The sequence below is a fragment of the Alteromonas sp. KS69 genome (genome assembly GCF_003989595.1).
In the GTDB taxonomy this organism is placed as follows: domain Bacteria; phylum Pseudomonadota; class Gammaproteobacteria; order Enterobacterales; family Alteromonadaceae; genus Alteromonas; species Alteromonas naphthalenivorans.
On the sequence record NZ_PYHU01000001.1, the window covers coordinates 122,932 to 141,237 of the forward strand.

The window sequence follows — 18,306 nt, forward strand, 5'->3', positions numbered from 1 at the left end:
AAGCCGCTATTAAGCGGCTTTTTTTGTGTTTATTATTTTGTGGCTGAATGGGTAAAATAATTTACTATTTTTTTATTCGCTAGCTGGCGAAAATAGGGCCTGTTGTAATACCCCACAATAGTACCGCTCCAGTCATTAAAATAACCATTAACACTAGCCCACAGGTAACCACTGAGCTGGAATAGATAAACCCTTTTTCTTGTGGCAATTGTAATAACAAAGGCACACCAGAAAAAAGTAAGTAGACTGAATAGCTTACACCTACTAATAGTGCAGCCATTACCACCCAAAGCTCTGGATACAAACCAGCAAAACCTACCATAAATAATGGGGTAGCGGTGTAAGCGGCTAACTCTAGTGATTGCGTGAAAGTGGTGGTTGATTCAAACGCTTTAGCTAGCTCATGAATGACCACTGCCAAGGCCACTACGCCTGCAACTAAGCCGAAATACATACCCGTCGCCATTAATAGCGCACTGCTTTCGCTTAATTTGATGAGATCTCCGCCCATACTCCAACCTGTGTAAACGGTTGAGTAATACGCCACAATAGTGGGTATTAACGCAATAATAGCAATGTGGCTAAATGCGTAGAAAAAAGTTTCCTGGCGTCGATCGATATTACGGCATTCTTCTTTTGGATGTGTGTACATCCCAATAACATGGTTTAAAAGCATTGTCCTTCGCCTCTGAGAAAGTCTGAAGAGTATTATTTTTTATAAGAATCAATGTTAATACTAAAGTATAAAATGCAACATTTAATTTACACGACAATTTTGCTACAGGATGATGAATCAGTCAAATAAATAGTGTGAAAAATAGGTCTTAAAACGCACTTATTAGTCTAATTGTGTAGGGTGCACCAAGATGGGTCGAAATCAGGCAGGAATTTAAACGAATTGAAGGCTAAATAGGTTAATTAATATAAGGATTATCTTAGGTAAGGCGGTGCTATCGACCCGGTTAGCCAAGTAAAGAAGGGCAATTAGCTAAGTGCAACCAAGTAAAAGTAATCAGGTAACAGTATCAGGCGAGACCAATTAGTTGAGTGCAACCAGATAAGAGCGTTTAAATAACTAGAGAAGAACATCCAGACAAGAAAAAGGGTATGAATAAAAATAAGTAAACAATACTCAAAGAGAGAAGATGGTGATAAACGATGAGTTGAAAGCGTGGCATGGCGCCACGCATTATCAACTTCCAACCCTTCATTTTAGAAAGCCTGTAAGGGCGTTATAAATACCTTAAGCTGGAAGCCCGCTATGGAATTTAAAATCGCTGTCACTGGTAGTGATTAATTCAGCCTCTACCTCACCAAAGTACGCAATTCTTTCTGAAATATCTTTGCCCGCGATATCGGTGGCCAGCGACAAGTAGTCTTGATAGTGCCTAGCTTCAGAGCGAAGCAAGGAAATATAAAATTCACCAAGCTTTGCATCTACGTGGGGCGCTAATTTTGCGAATCGCTCGCAAGAGCGGGCCTCGATATAAGCGCCACATATGAGTTTGTCGACTAACGCATCTGGCTCGTGAGTTTTAACGTGCCTAAGTAACCCTTTTGCGTAGCGCGAAGGGGTGATGCTTCGATACTCAATATCGAAATGGTCCATCATCTCCAATACCTGATAAAAGTGATGTAACTCCTCTTTAATTAGTAGCACCATTTTATCAATAAGGTCTTGGCCGTATTTTGAATCAGAGCGTGGAATAACAGATTTCGACAGTTTATTTTTCGACGGTAAATCTCGCCAGTCACCTTCACGTTTATACACGTATTGCTCGAAGGGTTGCAGCCACGCTAAAAGGGCATCACTACTTTCTTTATCGACAGCGTACTTTCTTATAAGAAACATGGCCGATTGAGATGCTTTAAGCTCGCAAATCAAATGATCTAAAAGCAGCATGGAAAAGTTTTCAGGCTTGGTAGCTTCTTCAACCCATGCATCTGGTGTTGTAGCGTGTAAAAACGTATTTATTGGGGCGAGTAATTCTGCTGTATTCACTGTCTTTAAAACTAAATTAGGGCTAACGTAAAGTATAATTATACCACATTCATCCTTCGAACCGATGGGGACGTTGCAAATACCAAAACAATATTTGATGGGGTAAACAATTTGCTAGCCATTTTACGTATAATGGAATAATGAATTATCTAGCACACCTTTTTTTAGCCCAACCTAATGCCGATTCTCACTACGGGAATTTACTTGGCGATTTTCGCAAGGGTGTAGCACTCGCCACGCTCAGTAATGGCGTAAGTAGAGGCCTAGAAAACCACTATACAGTAGATAAGTTTACTGACAGTCATGCTAGCGTAAAACAAGCAAAAGCGTTGTTTAAACCTGAGCATAGGCGTTTTGCGCCCGTGGCGATAGATATGCTGTTCGATCATTTATTAATTACGCATTGGGCGCGATTCTCTACTATTCCATTTGAAGCATTTTGTGAGCACAGCTTTTCGTTATTGGAAAAGAAGCTGCCTGTCATGCCCACCACCATGCAGCGTAGTGTTTCTCATATGATTACGCACAACTGGTTTGCAGACTATGCGGAATTTGAAGGGATAGGTTACGCCATACAGGCGGTAGCGAAGCGCATACGATTTAAAAATGATTTTGCTCAATGCGTGCAAGATATAGAAGCAAACTTCACGTCTTTGAATAGCCTGTTTCTAGGCTTTTTTCCCGCATTAATTGAACATGTTCAGCAGCACGGGCCTGAGCGCGGTACTCCTAGCGGACTCATCACGGTTTAGATTCTATCCTCGGTAAAAATACCTGCTGCCACCAACTGTTGTAATTGGTATTGGCATTGTGTCCTAAGGGTATCTCTTAGCAACCTTACGGCGGGCGTTATGGTTTGCCTACTAGGGCAAATTAGCCACAATTGGGTAGGCTTAACAATATAGCCAGGCATTAACGCGACTGCGCGGTTATTAAGTAGGTCGTCGCACATGTCCAAACTAGACTTCACCGCAAGGCCATGGCCATTCACACACCATCTTCGCACCATGTCGCCATCATTAGCAGCACGGTTACCCTGCATTTTAATTTTCACGGGTTGATTGTCGCTGGCAAGTTCCCACTCATTATAAATAATATCGTGTAGCTGATAAAAAAGGCCGTTGTGTTTAGGTAGGTCTTCTAAAGTTTTTGGTGTGCCATGCTTCTCTAAATAAGCGGGGGAGGCGACCAATAACCTAGGCACTTCACATATTTTAAAGCCGTATAAACTGGCATCGTTTGGCGAGCCGTAACGAAGGGCGATATCAACAGGGTCGCGATAAAAATCGATATTGCTGTCGCTTAAATGCAGCTTCATGGTAATACCAGAGTGCTCATCCATAAAGCGGTTGAGCCAGGGGGAAATAACATTGCGGCCTAAATCTGACGATAAGCCTATGCGTAATTCGCCCTCAATATTGCCTGTATCTTCTTGCAGGTTTTGCTTTGCGTGTTCAAGCATGGTGATGGCTTGCTCGCAAACAGGTAAGTAACGCTCACCCGCGGCAGATAGGCGAAGCGAACGAGTTGTTCGAATAAAAAGGTCGGAACCTAGCGTGCTTTCAACTCGCTTAACCGCAGCACTAGCGGTTGCTGTGCGCATGTCTAAGCTAGCTGCTGCGGCAGTAATACTGCGAAACTCAGCGACCTTTAAAATAACAATGAGATCTTCAAGTAACATAGATTATCTATTTTCTATTGATAATGTTTCAAATATTGTGCTGTTTAATTTGAAACAGTCAAGGCGTATTATATTCTCATCGCATATGAATATGCACATTCGTTCAGTATTTTACTTAAGCAGAAGGGGATTTCTCGATGAAAGCAATTGGATACACTACATCTTTACCTATAACAGATGAAAACGCACTAACGGATGTAGAGCTTGCCAAGCCTGCCGCATCGGGACGTGATGTGTTGGTGAAAATCAATGCTATTGCCGTTAATCCAGTAGATTTTAAAATTCGCCAACGTGTGTCGCCTGAAAATGGTGAAGCTAAAATTTTGGGGTGGGATGCGGTAGGTGAAGTGGTTGAAGCTGGTGATGATGTAAAAACCTTGAAAGTCGGTGATAGAGTATATTACGCAGGCGATTTAACACGCCAAGGCGCGAATGCTGAATTCCAGTTAGTAGATGAACGCATTGTTGGCCGTGCTCCGAAAAGCTTGTCTGATAGCGAAGCGGCGGCATTACCGCTTACCGCGATAACGGCATGGGAATTATTGTTCCAACATTTGGCGCTTGAAAAACAACAAGCGGGTAATACCAAGAAAACTAACGAAACCGTGTTAGTAGTAGGCGCGGCTGGCGGGGTTGGTTCAATCATGCTTCAACTGCTAAAAAGCTTAACCGGTGCTACGGTTATTGCCACTGCTTCTCGTGAAAGCTCTAAACAGTGGGTGAAAAGCTTGGGTGCAGATTATATTGTTGACCATCGCCAACCATTGGCTGAACAAATAACAGCGTTAAATATTGTACCTGTTACACATGTGGCAAGCTTGAATGCCACTGATGCATATCTCGATGCCTACGTAGAAATCATGAAGCCTATGGGTAAAATTGCGCTTATTGACGACCCTAAAGCATTAGATATTTCAAAGCTCAAGCCAAAGAGTATTTCTTTGCACTGGGAGTTTATGTTTACCCGTTCAATGTTCCAAACAGAAGATATGAGCGCCCAAGGTGAGTTGCTATCTGATGTTGCCGCGTTAATTGATGCTGGCCACGTGAAAACAACCGTAGGTAAGCATTTGGGTAAGATTAATGCGGCAAACTTAATTGAAGCGCATAAAACCCTAGAAGCAGGCACAGCAATTGGAAAAATTGTTTTAGAAGGTTTCTAACTTTTTTGTTGGGTAATTGTATATCGAGTTTGATGTGATAAAACTAGCTCAATGCAATGTTGACTAGCGAAACATCACGTATTAAACGTGGCGTACTAAGTGGTACGTCACGTTTGTCATTCCATTTACGTTTTTATTTAGCACCTGCCAATACAAGATTTTTTAGTAAAAATACTACAAGTGACTATATATTGAACAAATAGTTGGTTGTTTTTGCATTTTCTCGCAGTGGTCAGCTTTTATACCTTAGAGGTTCTGTTATTGTACTAATTCTCAATTCGCTATCTTCTTATTAACAATTTTTACCCTACACCCATTGTTAATAAATTCTAAAAAGGCGAAGTGTTAAAAACGGAACTTATAATATGAATATAAAAAAATTTACCCTAACTTTGTTAACCGTTGGTATCAGCATGTCGCCGTTTACCATACAAGCAAAAGAACACCCTAATCTTATTCTTACCGAGCCTGGTGTTGAGAAAATGAGAGAGCATTTGGGTCAAGTGCCTTTGTTTGATGAAACACTTTCCTCGGTGAAAAGCCAAGTAGATGCTGAAATCGCTATGGGCATTGATACGCCTATTCCTAAAGATTTTTCAGGCGGTTATACACATCAACGCCATAAGCAAAATTTCTATACCGCTCAAAAAGCCGGCGTACTTTTCCAAGTTCTGGAAGATGAAAAATACGCGAAATATATTCGCGATATGTTGTTTCAATATGAAGCCATGTATAAAGATTTACCCCTTCATCCGCAAGAACGTTCTTATTCACGTGGTAAGTTATTTTGGCAATGCTTGAACGACAGTAACTGGCTGGTTTATATGAGCCAAGCTTACGATGCCATTTATGATTACCTTTCAGCTGAAGAGCGTGAAACTTTAGAGACCAATCTGTTTCGACCTTTTGCCGATTTTATTTCGCTAGAAAACCCTCAGTTTTTCAACCGCGTTCATAATCATAGTACCTGGGGCATTGCTGCGGTTGGTATGATTGGCCTTGTTATGAACGATGAAGAGCTTATTCAGCGCGCATTATATGGTATTGAAGATGACGGCTTGGTAGTAGGTGGTAAAGACAACGACGGCGGCACTATTAAAGTAGAAGGGCAACGCAAAGGCTTCTTCGCTAACTTAGAAGAACCTTTCTCACCAGACGGTTATTACACCGAAGGCCCTTATTATCAGCGTTATGCCATGTATCCATTCCTTATCTTTGCATTGGCTATGGAAAATAATCGCCCAGACTTAAAAGTACTACAACACAAAGACAATGTTTTGCTTAAAGGGGTAAGTGCTTTACTCAACCTTTCTGACGCTGACGGTGAATTCTTCCCAATTAACGACGGTCAAAAAGGCATGTCGTATTACAGTAGTTCATTAGTTACTGCCGTGGATTTGGCCTATTTTTATGGTAATAAAAGTCCTCAGTTATTAAGCGTTGTAGAGAAGCAAAACGAAGTGTTACTGGACGAATCTGGTTTAGCTGCTGCTATCGGTGTTCGAGACGGTAAAGCTAAGCCATTTGTGAAAAGTTCTGTGAACCTAAGCGACGGTATCGACGGTAAGCAAGGCGGTATTGGTGTATTGCGTCATGGTGATGAAGAATTAACGTTAGTATTTAAATATGCTGCGCAGGGTTTGAGCCATGGCCATTACGATAAGCTTTCTTATTCGTTATATGAGAAAGGTGATGAAGTACTGCAAGATTACGGCTTAGCGCGTTTTGTGAATATTGAGCAAAAAGGCGGTGGTAATTACTTAAAAGAAAATACCACTTGGGCAAAAACAACCATTGCTCACAATACTTTGTCTATTAACGAGAAAAAGCATTTTAATGGCGTATATGATGTGGCCAGTCAACATCACTCAGATCTGTTTACCTTTGATGCCGAAGATGAAAACGTAAAAGTGGTTAGTGCGACCGAAGAAAATGCTTACCCAGGTACTAAGATGCAGCGCACTATGGCCCTAATCAAAGATGAAAACTTCGAAAAGCCATTCATGCTGGATATTATGCGTGTTAATTCAGATACTATAAATCAATACGACTTCCCATATTATTACATGGGGCAAGTATTAGACATGAACTTCGAGTATGAATCGCCAACCAGTTTAAACCCGCTAGGCGACGATAACGGCTATCAACATTTGTACGTTGAAGGGCGTGGTAAAGCGGAAGGCGAAAATGCGAAGTTCTCTTGGTTGAGTAATGGAAAGTACTACACGCTGACGACCGTAAATGATGATAACGACGAAATATTGTTTACTCGCATTGGCGCTAACGACCCTCAATTCAATCTTCGTCGTGATCCAGGCATTATGCTGCGTAGAACAGACACGCAAGACACCTTGTTTGTATCTGTTATTGAGCCGCATGGTTCATACAGTCCAGTAAGCGAATCATCACAAAATTCAAAAAGCAGTATTGCTAGTTTGAAGGTTGTGATGGATAGCGATGATTATACTGGTGTTTCAATTACCGATATGAAGGGTGAGAAGCAGCTGTTTATTATCTCTAATGTGGATGCGTCGAAAAATGCTAAACACAGTGTGAAGATAGACGGCAAAAAGGTTAGTTGGACTGGCCCTTATTTTTATCAGTAAGGCAGATTTTATTCGTACTTAGCTAAAGTGTTAATAAAGTATTTAGTGCGAAAAATTAAGCTATATAGTCATTTTTTAAAGTAGCAATATTAAAGGCCGTGTCTCTTTTTCGCTGAAGTTAGCAGTTACATGCTGACCAAAGTGAAATAAGAGTGCGGCCTTTTTCTTTTTCTCTGAACTTAAAATAACGCGGTAGCGTAGTTACAAAGTGAACGACAAATAACCAGCCAACTCCCTTTGAGCAGTAATGGAATGGTGGCTGTACGGTAAAGGAAAACGCCATGTCTACACTTATTGTTAATGAAGAAACTTACCCCCTTCCTGAAGATCCTAGAACCACCTTACTCGATTTTTTACATCAACACTTATCCATGTATGGCGCCAAAAAAGGTTGCGATCATGGTCAATGCGGAGCCTGTACCGTATTGCTTGATGGCGAACGTATAAATGCATGCTTGGTTTTTGCGTTTCAACTTGAAGGTAAATCGGTTACCACAATTGAGGGTATTGCTAAGAAAGCTAGCGCTACAAAAAGTAGTGATGGTGAGGTCCAATTACACCCACTACAGAAAGCCTTTGTGGAGCGAGATGCGTTTCAGTGCGGCTATTGCACATCTGGACAAATATGCTCGGGCGTGGCGCTACTGGGTGAACTAGCGGCAAAGAACCCCAGTGCGGTAACTTGTAGCTCTGATTACTCACAAAAAGAAGATATTAGCGAAAGAATGAGCGGTAATTTATGTCGCTGTGGCGCTTATCCCAATATTGTCGATGCAATACAAGATGTTATTGCTTTGGAGCCACAATAATGAATCCATTCAGCGTACAGCATATAAAACATACTCAAGATATTACGGGTCTATCAACTGAAGACGGCGCTAAGTATATTGCTGGGGGTACTAACCTTATCGACTTGATGAAACTTCAAGTTGAATCCCCTTCACAGTTGATTAATTTAAGCCAATGGGAAGATGAACAAAGTATTACCGAAGAAAGTGATCATTTTCGCATTGGTGCCATGGTTACCAACACCACACTTGCCAATTATGCCTATCGAAAACCATCACTTTCTTTGTTGTCTCAAGCGTTATTAAGCGGCGCCACGGTACAGCTTCGAAATAGAGCCACAACCGGCGGAAACTTATTGCAGCGCACGCGGTGCTACTATTTTTATGACACGACTAAAGCTTGCAACAAACGACAACCGGGCTCGGGCTGTGCCGCACTGACGAGCATGAACCGAATTCATGCCATTTTAGGCACTAGCGAAGATTGCATTGCCACTCACCCATCGGATATGGCGGTGGCCATGATGGCCCTTAATGCGCGGGTAGTGTTAAACGGTCATTCTGACGGAATACGAGAAATTCCGCTCCGCGATTTTTACTGTGAACCTGGCAGCACGCCTCATGTTGAAAATGTATTAAAAGACGATGAAGTCATTAGTGCCGTTATTATTCCTAAACAGTGCAATGGCACACAGTATTATCGAAAGGTGCGTGACCGTTCTTCCTATGCCTTCGCGCTTGTATCAGTTGGGGCAGGGCTTGTTTTAAAAAACGATACAATTGAAAAGCTGACATTAGCGTTTGGTGGAGTAGGCACCAAGCCTTGGTACCCGGCTTCTGCTATAAAAGTGCTGGTTGGCGCTGAATTTTCAGACGAAGTACTAGACCTTGCGATTGACGCAGAGTTAGCCGATGCGAAGGTATATGGCAGTAATAATTTCAAACCTGATTTACTCCGCAATACATTCAAAAGCGTGCTGAATTCACTTTATGAACATCAGCGTGAAAATGAAGATTACGAAGGAGCGCTATATGAAAATTGATACTGCAAAGAATGTATTAGGTAAGCCCATAAATCGCGTTGACGGTGTTTTAAAAGTAACTGGACACGCACGGTATGCGGCCGAGCAGCAGTTCGATGAAAAAGCGCTAGTGGGGTGGCTAGTGTCTTCGGACACTGCGATAGGAGAAATTACCCATTTATCGACACAGGAGGCTGAAAAGGCAGAGGGCGTACATGCTGTTCTGACCTATAAAAATGCTGGACCGCTAAAACCATTCAGTAAGCCTGCGAGCGAAAGCCGTTTTACGCAAAGTAGGGCGGTACTAAACGAGCCTCATATTCGTCACTTTGGTGCGCCAGTTGCTTTAGTCATTGCCGATACGTTAGAACAAGCACGTTATGCTGCGAGTTTGGTTAAGTATACGATTGATGCTAAAAGTCCAGATTTGCTTCTATCTTCAGAGCAGGCTACTACCGTGCCTGATTCCCTTGATGGCGGATTTGAAGCTGATGTCGAAAGTGGAAATACAGACCATGATAAAAAGGCAGTGGAGATAGAGGCTGACTATACCACACCTTCTCAAATATCCGCGGCCATGGAGCCACATGCCACCATCGCTAATTTCGATGGTGACAAACTTACGGTGTACACCAGTGTGCAAATTATTGCATCGGCAGTAGAGGCGTTAGCCGTAACTTTCGAATTAGATGAACAGAACATTGAGGTGAAAAGCCCCTATGTTGGGGGAGGTTTTGGTTCAAAGTTAGGTTTGCATTACGATGCTGTACTAGCTTGTTTAGGCGCGCGATATCTGAAGCGACCAGTAAAGGTTGTACTAAGCAGGCGGCAGGTATTTTATAACTCGCCCCATAGGGGAAATAGCTTTCAGCAGATGCATTTAAGTTGCGATTGTGATGGTCTGATAGGTGATATTCAGCATCATAGTGCTATGCCAAGAGCAAAAGGTTACGAGTTTGCCGAGGCTACGGGTGCTGTTGCGCGGGTAACCTATCGTGCGGAGCATATTAAAAGCACGCACCGAATTAAAGATGCAGATATACCACTTATCGATTCGACGCGCTCTCCTGGCGATGCCATCGGTTCACTTGCGTTTGAGTCGGCCATCGATGAATTAGCCCTAAAAGCGGGGATAGACCCACTTACCTTTCGAATTAAAAACTTACCCCAAGTTCATCCGGTAAGTGGTAAGCGGTTTACCACCCACAGGTTGGGAGATTGCTTGCAAGAAGGGGCACAGAAGTTTGGGTGGCAACATAAACCAGCGCCCAAGCCTGGCAAATTGATAGGCCATGGCGTGGCAAGTGCTATGCGGATGAACGTTCTGGTGCCCAGTGCAGCCAGCATAAGCCTCGACAGTAATGGTAAGCTCATCGTGCGCTCGGATATGACAGATATTGGGACGGGATCTTACACCATATTGGCGCAGATAGCGGCGGGCGCATTCCATTCACAGGTTGATAGTGTAGATGTACAGCTTGGCGATAGTAGCTTGCCACCATCTTGTGGTTCTGGGGGCTCTTTCGGCGCAGCCAGCACAGGCTCAGCATTAATGAAGGCCTGCGAGTTGTTGAAGCAATCGTTGAAAAAAGCACTCAAACAAAAGTTGCCAAACCTTACATCGGAATGTGAGTTGGTGTTAGAAGGCAACACGCTGGTGGTTTATGAAAGCGATGTGGACACCCACAGTAAAACAAATCTGGACACCCACACTAATACTAGTGAGCCGCAGCGTTTTCTTTTAAGTGAGCTTATCGACGAAAGCGAATTTCCGTTAACTGAAATAGGTGAGGTTAGCGAGGACGACACAAGTGAAGACGAGCAGTATTCTTGTGGCGCGCATTTCGTTGAAGTTGAAGTGGACACCCACACAGGTGAAGTGCGACTGAAAAGGCAATATGGCATTTTTTCAGCAGGTAAAATACTTAATGAAAAAACGGCGTCTTCGCAAATTAAAGGCGGGATGGTATGGGGGGCGGGGTATGCACTTACCGAAGCCATTCATCATCACACTGATTCGGCCAGTTTTATCAATCCTGACTTCGGTGAATATCATATTGCGGTAAACCGTGATATTGCTGAGGTCACGTTAGATTTCCTAGAAACGCCAGATTATGAAGCATCTCCTATTGGCGCCAAAGGTATTGGCGAACTTGGTATTACAGGCGCTGGAGCAGCTATTGCCAATGCGATTACAGATGCAACAGGCGTGCGAATCCGAGAATTTCCGATCACAATGGATAAGGTGATGGAAGGTTTGAAGAGTCAGCGGCACAGTTAATTTTAGGCTTGCGTATGTCTGTCCTGCAAACCAGCGCCTGAAATGTGTATGAGCTAGCACAAATAATAACAAGCACTCGTTTCTGGCGCTATCGCTTCAAGATAGTAGTTTTCTGCGAAAGCGCCTGAATATACGTTTTAAAGTAGTAGTCGTAAGCAAGCTTATGCGAGTTAGATTAAAAAAGTCTATGATGATGGTGCTTCAAGTAACGCCATCATCTGTGCTTCATCAATGGTTTCATGTTCGATGAGCGCATCGGCTAACTTCATAATATCTTGCCAGTACTTAGTGACTAATACACTGGTTTTGTCTGTAGCTTCACCAATCCATTCTTGTATTGCTTGTTCAATGTCGCTTTCAAATAGCGCTGTATTCGATTGCTTGTATAGATAATTCATGTCTAGATTATACAAATTTGGGTGCATCCCAAATCTAGTGATAGCAATCCATGCGTAGTGAGTGGCTTGGGTTAAGTCGCTACTAGCGCCGGTATCGATACCGAGTTCGCCGCTATATTCAACTTGGGCAGTACGGCCAGCCAGCGCCACGCACGTCAACGCTTCCCAGTGTGCCCTAGTTTGCTTTAACTCTTGCCCAGCCTCATAAGACACCATGCCAAGCGCTCGCTCTCTGGCAATAATACTAACCTGTTCAATGTTGCGCTCTGGCATGAGTAACTTTGAAATTACCGCGTGACCGGCTTCGTGGATTGCCGTTTCGCGCAAGCGGTCCTTGTCGTTATTTTTGTTGTTAACTACACTTTTTGCACCGTATTTAATGGTATTGATTTCTTCTAGCAACATGGTGAGGGTGATGGTTTCTACCTTGTTGCGAATAGCCGTAAGTACCGCTTCACGATGAATTTTGTTTAAATCGGCACCGGTAAGGCCGGTAGTTGGCAATAGCAGCGCGTTAACATCAATGCCGTCATCATATAATGAATGAGACAGTAGCTCAGACAGTAACCATTTTCGTGCGGCTTTATCAGGCGAGGGTACCTCAAAATTCAAATCTAATCTGCCAGAGCGTGTAAGAGCCGGGTCGAGCTTATCTTTAAGGTTGGTAGCGCCAATAATAAAAATTTCGTCTTTTGAAGAAGCAAATCCATCAATTTCAACCAGTAATCTATTAACTAAAGCGTCGGCATGTGGACCCATGGTACCTCGGCTAGGCAGCGCATCAATTTCATCGATAAATATTATACACGGCGCGTATTTACGGGCGCGCTCGAAAATACTGGATATGAAAGACTCCGACAATATATCTGTGCCAGAGCAAGCAATAAATGGTAACGACGCTTCATGTGCGAAGGCTTTAGCAAGCATGGTTTTCCCCGTGCCTGGTGGGCCGTAAAGCAACATGCCCGCGGGCATAGAAACACCGAGTTCAGTAAGCGTGTTTCGTTGTTTAAGCAAGCTGGCTACTTCGCCAAGTCTAGATTTTATGTACTTATGCCCCGCAATATCTGAAAACGCGATATTGGGGAAGTCCATATTAATACCACCGCTTACTCCTACATCTTCGGTAAACACAATCTGGTTTACTTGAGGCGCATCGATAGTCACTACCAACCGCTGCGTTTGCTCTAGATCATAAGATTTACCCGAACTGATTTTCGAATTATCTAGGGAGTTATCTAGGACACCCACACCAGTAGGGCTATTTGACCCGTCTTCATTAGGTAGAACGGCTAAGACACCCACATCAAAATTAATCGTTTGGTGTTTAAGCGCTAGCCTTTTAGGGTGCTTAATATCATCGTTTTCAGATAAAAATTGCAGTGCGCTATCACTCAACTTTACCGCTACTGACATATCCGTTCTTAGTTTGTTAGCCGCTAACCCTTCATTTGCACTATTTGAAGAAGCTTGGCGGAAAAAGTCGGTGAGCGGGTCGATAATTAAATGAGAAATACTCGATTTTATATCGCGAACATCAAACAATGGAGCAAAGTGCAGTAACAGTAATTGGCACACTTGTTCGCTTGGTGGGGTATAAGTGAGCTCATACTGCTGTGAAAAGGCTTCAATATCTTGTTTAATTTGTACCCGAGCAATATCGGTAAGTTTATCGAGCGAAAGGCGGTTAAATAAAAGAATGCTACCTTGTGAAAGTCTTGAAAGTAACTCACTTGGTATAGCTTTAACTTCTCGTTCACGCTCGAGTTTGGTCTCTTTCGCAAGATGGCTTATCAAAGCCTTTTGCCCTTGATTAGGTTGCTTTTCAAATTGCGAGAGAAACGCCTCGTTATTATAAAGTTGGGTGCCCAAATTAGACGTTAAAATAACAATGGTGTTTCTAAAATCAATCGCTTCTTCGGTATGTTCATCGGTTAGAAAGCCGGTTGAAAAAAGCTGCAGTATGCTAAGCAATACTTGGCTGTGAGCTTTTTCGAACTCATCTAGCACGATAACTGACTTTGGATGTTTTCTAACAAACTGGGTTAAACGACCTGGCTCTGAATCATCGTACGTCTTTTTACCGCCCACCAAGCCAAATGCTTCATTTGCGTTAGTATACTGAGCCATATCAAACAACTTATAGCCGTAATCATCGTCGATATGGTGAGCAAAACGCTCAGCTAAATAAGTTTTTCCGGTTGCCGGTGGGCCTAAGAAAAGAAAAATACCTTTTGGACGTTGCGCTGTGTTCTGCCAATCGTTTTTTACCAAACTATCGATTAAAGCCTCAATGGCAATATCTTGCCCAAATACTTCTTGAGTGAGCTTATTCTTTAACGCTTCAAATTTACTGAGGCGCTTAACGATTGTGGGTTCGTGAGTTTTAGGGATCTCAAAAATCTTATCAAGTAGGTTACCACCCTTAAAAGCAGGCGAATCAAGAATGGTTTCGATGGTTTTAGTGACTTCATCGGTAAAAGGCACCATAGGCAGAGCTTCTACTGTATTTAGTTTTTCTACCGTCACATCATCTTTGAATTGTTGTGCAAGATCAAAATGCAGCCTAGGGGATAAGTTTTTATTTAATATTTGTTTTACGACTTTCGCTTTATCGGTATTCAAGTCGTTAAGGCATTCAGCGGCGGCTTGGATATAGGCAAGTTCAATGTGTTTAGCGCGCAATTCAACGGCAATATATTTTGCCGTGAGTAATAGGGTCTTCACCAGTAAACTTCCTTTGTATTTAATTACTGCTATACAGGTTATCTGTTCGTTGCTGGTTTTCTAGCTTTGCCAACACACTAATACGGCGAAAAACGCCATTTTCTAGACTACGAATTGGATGCGTTATTATTCTATCTTAAGCCTGATAGTTCGGTATGTTTATCATCTTGCGATTATACAATGAAATAACTAAACAGCTTGAAAGTCAATAATTTATACTTCATATTGTGATTTTGAAAAGACTCAAATTCTTTGTAGCTCAAAACGTTTTAAGGTGTCGCCATGGATTTAATTAAAGGGATTTCAGCGCTCATCGCTGATTTTGTCGAACAACAAAATGATTGGAAGCTATCATCATCTACTCCCATCTCGATTATAAAAACTGATAATAATTCTTCATTACCTTATACGTTAGATATCTCTGAGCGAGAAGATGACACCAGCATACGCTTGTATTTACACAGTGAAGAAAGCCTTCAAAATGTGGCTCAAGCGGTTCTTGCCAAAAATGGCGGCGATGATTACCTAAATAGTGACGGGCCCTTTCACACGCTTATTGATAGCAAAGGCTTCAGTGTATTTTGTGATGTGTCTGAGGTTAGCTTCGACCAATTTTCCGAAAACTTCGAAGGTATTGTTGGGCGTTTAGAACAAATGCTTAAGGGCGCGGTAAAGCAGGCTATTGAACTAGTATCAGCTGATGATAGCGATGCTGATACTGACGACACTGAGTCAACTGCTGGGGGGAGTTCAGCATCAAGTGATGAGGTAACCGAGAGTGCGCCGTCAGACACTGATATAAGCCAAGATGAAGAAGTATCACCGAAAGAAGCTATTATTCAATTCCTTGAAAGAAAGGAATGGAAATTCAGAGATAACAGCGAAAGGCAATCTATCGAATTAGGCATGAACTTGGATAAGTACTCTGATCATGATGGAAAGAGCCTACTGCTAATTAACATCAATTACGGGAACGATGACTTAGTTCGTTTCCAAACGCCGATGATGTACAAGTTCGACTTTGCCAAAACACCGTATTCACTTATTGCTTCAGTGATTGCATGGTATCAGTTTGAGTATAAGTTTCTCTCTATGTCGCTTGACCCGTCGGATGGCGAACTAAAAATATCTATTGATATACCTTTGGCGAAAGGCGTATTACATCATACACAGGTGGAACGTATTGTTGGATTCATGATCCAGTTTACGGAAGAGACATTTGATGAAATGTTCGATGATCTGCTACATGCGCCTGAAGATGCTCAAAAGCGTATTGATGGAAAGATATCTGACTACCAACAAAATATTGAAGCGAAAAAATGGGTTCGACAGTTTGAAACCGACTTAGTCGGGTTAAGTGAAGAAAAGCGTAGTCAATTACAGCGGGCATTAGAGGAACTTAAAAGCGCTGAAGGTAGTAGTGACGATCAAGGTTCTAGTGATACTGGGGGAAAAGGGAATAGCAGTGAGAATTCTCCGCTGGAGGGAATTTGATGGCTAACACATCACCTTCAAAATCAAAGAGCCTATTTAAGCATTTTTTCGAATGGCTTGATGAGGCGCATGTTAGCCAGTTGACGCTATTTACCATTCTGTTCGGGTTTATTAGCTTAGTTTTCTTTTGGTTAACTCTTAAGTGGAACTTACTACCTGAAGATCTTCTGCCTTCGCGACTCACTCAAGAAAATACGGGATTATTTGATGCGCTAGGTGGCTGGGCATTGGGTTTTGCCGGGGCTTTAGTCGCAATTCGAATTGCGGGCTTAGCTACCAATATTCAACAGAATGACTCAATTAGAGAAGAAATTATTCACTTGAATAGCTCGGTTGAGAAGATTTCCGATATTAATTCAAAGGTCACTCGCTCTATTTACGAGGCTAAACGCGCGTGTACTGCGGTTTTACTTGAGTCTGAAGACATTCTGTTTGAATTGCCTGAGCATCTATCGAATTATCACGGTCATAAACCGCCGCCAAAATCTCTAGAGCTTTCACCTGAAGTATTGAGCAACTTAATTGGTAATCTTGATGCGCTTATCTCTACTATTGAAGAAGCATCACGTGATTTTACCTTTCGTTCGTTGTTTGAGTTTGCTCGCTCCCGTCCTTTAGACAGTGGCATATTGTTATCGGAAGAAACGCAGTTAGATAATTTTTTCACGCGACAAGATACCCGCGATAATATGTTAAGTATTGTGGCTGAAGACGCTCAAATGTACGACTTCATAGAGCAACTAAATCTTTCTTCTAAAAACTTAGGGTTAGGTATTAGTCACTTAAGAAGTAAGAATATTTTGATGGAATACACTGCTGATTTGAAAAAGCTGCTTGGCTTAGTACACAGTAATGACCTTGAGTATTCAGACGCTGCCTGGCTTTTATTAGGCATGTTCTTACTACACGACAAAGTAGATGTGCAAGGGCGAACGCGGGTTTATAACACGGGTTTCCTATTGATAAGTTTAGTACTAGGAAGCCTACCAAATAGGGTATTACTCAAAAAGTATTTGGAAGCTAAGCTTGAAGAAACCAGCATGGAATATACGCGAAGTGGTAAAAAGCGGCTAGAAGGTGAGGTAGCCAAACTTTCAGAGCAACTTTATTATTTACGCGGCGCAGAAGTGGATGGCCCGCTTTCTCATGACCCCAAACTTAAGACACCCACAGTAAATTCTGGTTCGGGAAATAAGAAACCTGAGAAGAAACCTGGGACACCCACATTTAATTCTAATTTGGTAAGTGCTGATAATGGAAACTCTTCAGATTTAGCCGATGTGATTAGTTTATTTAAAACATGCGCAAATAAAACGGATGTCCTGAGGGTGAAGTCAAAAGTCACCGGGTTGAATCAAACTGTTTATAATAATAAATATGAAGATAGCCACAGCGCTTCAAACTCTAAATCTGGAGATAATGGAAAAGAGGGGGCAAAGTCTGTAGAAAGTACTAATTGATGGTATTAGTCTCGTTCAGACTTTTGAATTTGTTAGCGAACCTTAGACATCCACAGTGTGTTGAGCAAAGCCTAAAACTGAGACACCCACCCTAGGTTTACTACAAATGAATCAAGACTGTGGGTGTCTAATGCTACTATTTCAAAATGATTTCACGGAACATATATTCCCCAGTCAAAGTGCGGATTTTTGGGTATCCGGCGCTGAGTTCTTCAGACATAGTTTGATTGTCTTCCCCCCACTTTTTCATAAAGGCTTCATATTTTTTCTTACTGGGCTCCAAATCAGAAAGTTTCTCGTAGGTAACGACTAATAGCATATTGAAGTCACCAGTTAAGGGGAGTTCACTTGCGTATATTTTCCAGTCTTTGATGTAACCCATATCTTTTTGAATTTGCACAGCTTTTGCCCAAGATTGCTGTAGTCCAGCTAAATACATGTCTTCCATGTTGGGGTCGACTTTAACCATGGTCATCGAAACAAGCTCGGTACCAATATCAAAATCTTCATAGACATCAAGGCGATCTTTGGCTTGTAGGTTTGTACAAACGCCAATTAGCGTAAGGACTAAAAGTATAATTTTCATTCATTATCTCCTGATAATATTGAAGTGAAGTAATGCCCCCTACTTCAAACTCCAAGAGACTCACGGAGTGTAACATTTTTTTCACACTATGGTTAAAT

13 protein-coding genes are annotated in these 18,306 nt (G+C 42.2%); 8 read left to right on the top strand and 5 right to left on the bottom strand.

Annotated features, from left to right (window positions below):
* Positions 1 to 79: 79 nt before the first annotated feature.
* Together C7Y69_RS00565 and miaE are read right to left on the bottom strand one after the other, a co-directional pair.
* Entirely contained in the window at positions 80 to 676 is a 597-nt protein-coding gene (locus C7Y69_RS00565; RefSeq protein ID WP_013783507.1) for a Yip1 family protein, read from the bottom strand.
* Positions 677 to 1,243: 567 nt separating this feature from the next.
* Positions 1,244 to 2,002: a tRNA isopentenyl-2-thiomethyl-A-37 hydroxylase MiaE gene (gene miaE / locus C7Y69_RS00570; protein WP_126871459.1), complete on the bottom strand. Its 759-nt coding sequence runs from the start codon at positions 2,000 to 2,002 to the stop codon at positions 1,244 to 1,246.
* Positions 2,003 to 2,142: 140 nt separating this feature from the next.
* Here miaE and C7Y69_RS00575 point away from each other — a divergent pair, with 140 nt between their 5' ends.
* Complete coding sequence (locus C7Y69_RS00575) at positions 2,143 to 2,754, top strand: ACP phosphodiesterase (protein WP_126871460.1); 612 nt, start codon at positions 2,143 to 2,145, stop codon at positions 2,752 to 2,754.
* Here the strand turns inward: C7Y69_RS00575 and C7Y69_RS00580 are convergent.
* On the bottom strand, positions 2,751 to 3,683 hold the full coding sequence (locus C7Y69_RS00580; RefSeq protein WP_126871461.1) for a LysR family transcriptional regulator: 933 nt from the start codon (positions 3,681 to 3,683) through the stop codon (positions 2,751 to 2,753). The genes C7Y69_RS00575 and C7Y69_RS00580 overlap by 4 nt on opposite strands.
* A gap of 137 nt (positions 3,684 to 3,820) precedes the next feature.
* Between C7Y69_RS00580 and C7Y69_RS00585 the strand changes: the two genes are divergently transcribed.
* The 5 genes from C7Y69_RS00585 to C7Y69_RS00605 all read left to right on the top strand — a co-directional run bounded on the left by C7Y69_RS00585 (position 3,821) and on the right by C7Y69_RS00605 (position 11,543).
* Positions 3,821 to 4,846 carry a zinc-binding alcohol dehydrogenase family protein gene (locus C7Y69_RS00585; RefSeq protein WP_126871462.1) on the top strand — a complete coding sequence of 342 codons (1,026 nt, stop codon included), beginning with the start codon at positions 3,821 to 3,823 and terminating at the stop codon, positions 4,844 to 4,846.
* 365 nt (positions 4,847 to 5,211) lie between these two features.
* A complete protein-coding gene (locus C7Y69_RS00590) occupies positions 5,212 to 7,452 on the top strand; it encodes a heparinase II/III family protein (protein WP_126871463.1) in 2,241 nt (746 codons plus the stop codon).
* Between the two features lie 281 nt (positions 7,453 to 7,733).
* Positions 7,734 to 8,261 (top strand): (2Fe-2S)-binding protein, encoded by a 528-nt coding sequence (locus C7Y69_RS00595; protein WP_126871464.1) that lies wholly within the window; start codon positions 7,734 to 7,736, stop codon positions 8,259 to 8,261.
* Entirely contained in the window at positions 8,261 to 9,283 is a 1,023-nt protein-coding gene (locus C7Y69_RS00600) for an FAD binding domain-containing protein (RefSeq protein WP_126871465.1), read from the top strand. The genes C7Y69_RS00595 and C7Y69_RS00600 overlap by 1 nt, the downstream gene beginning before the upstream one ends.
* On the top strand, positions 9,273 to 11,543 hold the full coding sequence (locus C7Y69_RS00605; RefSeq protein ID WP_126871466.1) for a xanthine dehydrogenase family protein molybdopterin-binding subunit: 2,271 nt from the start codon (positions 9,273 to 9,275) through the stop codon (positions 11,541 to 11,543). Before C7Y69_RS00600 ends, C7Y69_RS00605 begins: the two co-directional genes overlap by 11 nt.
* Positions 11,544 to 11,728: 185 nt before the next feature.
* On the opposite strand, the gene C7Y69_RS00610 is transcribed toward C7Y69_RS00605, so the two are convergent.
* Positions 11,729 to 14,668, bottom strand: coding sequence for an AAA family ATPase (locus C7Y69_RS00610; RefSeq protein ID WP_126871467.1), 2,940 nt, complete (start codon positions 14,666 to 14,668; stop codon positions 11,729 to 11,731).
* A 282-nt stretch (positions 14,669 to 14,950) separates the two neighbouring features.
* Here C7Y69_RS00610 and C7Y69_RS00615 point away from each other — a divergent pair, with 282 nt between their 5' ends.
* Together C7Y69_RS00615 and C7Y69_RS00620 are read left to right on the top strand one after the other, a co-directional pair.
* On the top strand, positions 14,951 to 16,162 hold the full coding sequence (locus C7Y69_RS00615; RefSeq protein WP_126871468.1) for a hypothetical protein: 1,212 nt from the start codon (positions 14,951 to 14,953) through the stop codon (positions 16,160 to 16,162).
* The gene (locus C7Y69_RS00620; protein WP_126871469.1) at positions 16,162 to 17,622 is read left to right on the top strand and encodes a hypothetical protein; all 1,461 of its coding nucleotides are present in this window, start codon (positions 16,162 to 16,164) and stop codon (positions 17,620 to 17,622) included. Before C7Y69_RS00615 ends, C7Y69_RS00620 begins: the two co-directional genes overlap by 1 nt.
* Positions 17,623 to 17,758: 136 nt before the next feature.
* Here the strand turns inward: C7Y69_RS00620 and C7Y69_RS00625 are convergent, their stop codons facing one another.
* Complete coding sequence (locus C7Y69_RS00625) at positions 17,759 to 18,208, bottom strand: hypothetical protein (protein ID WP_126871470.1); 450 nt, start codon at positions 18,206 to 18,208, stop codon at positions 17,759 to 17,761.
* Positions 18,209 to 18,306 lie beyond the last annotated feature (98 nt).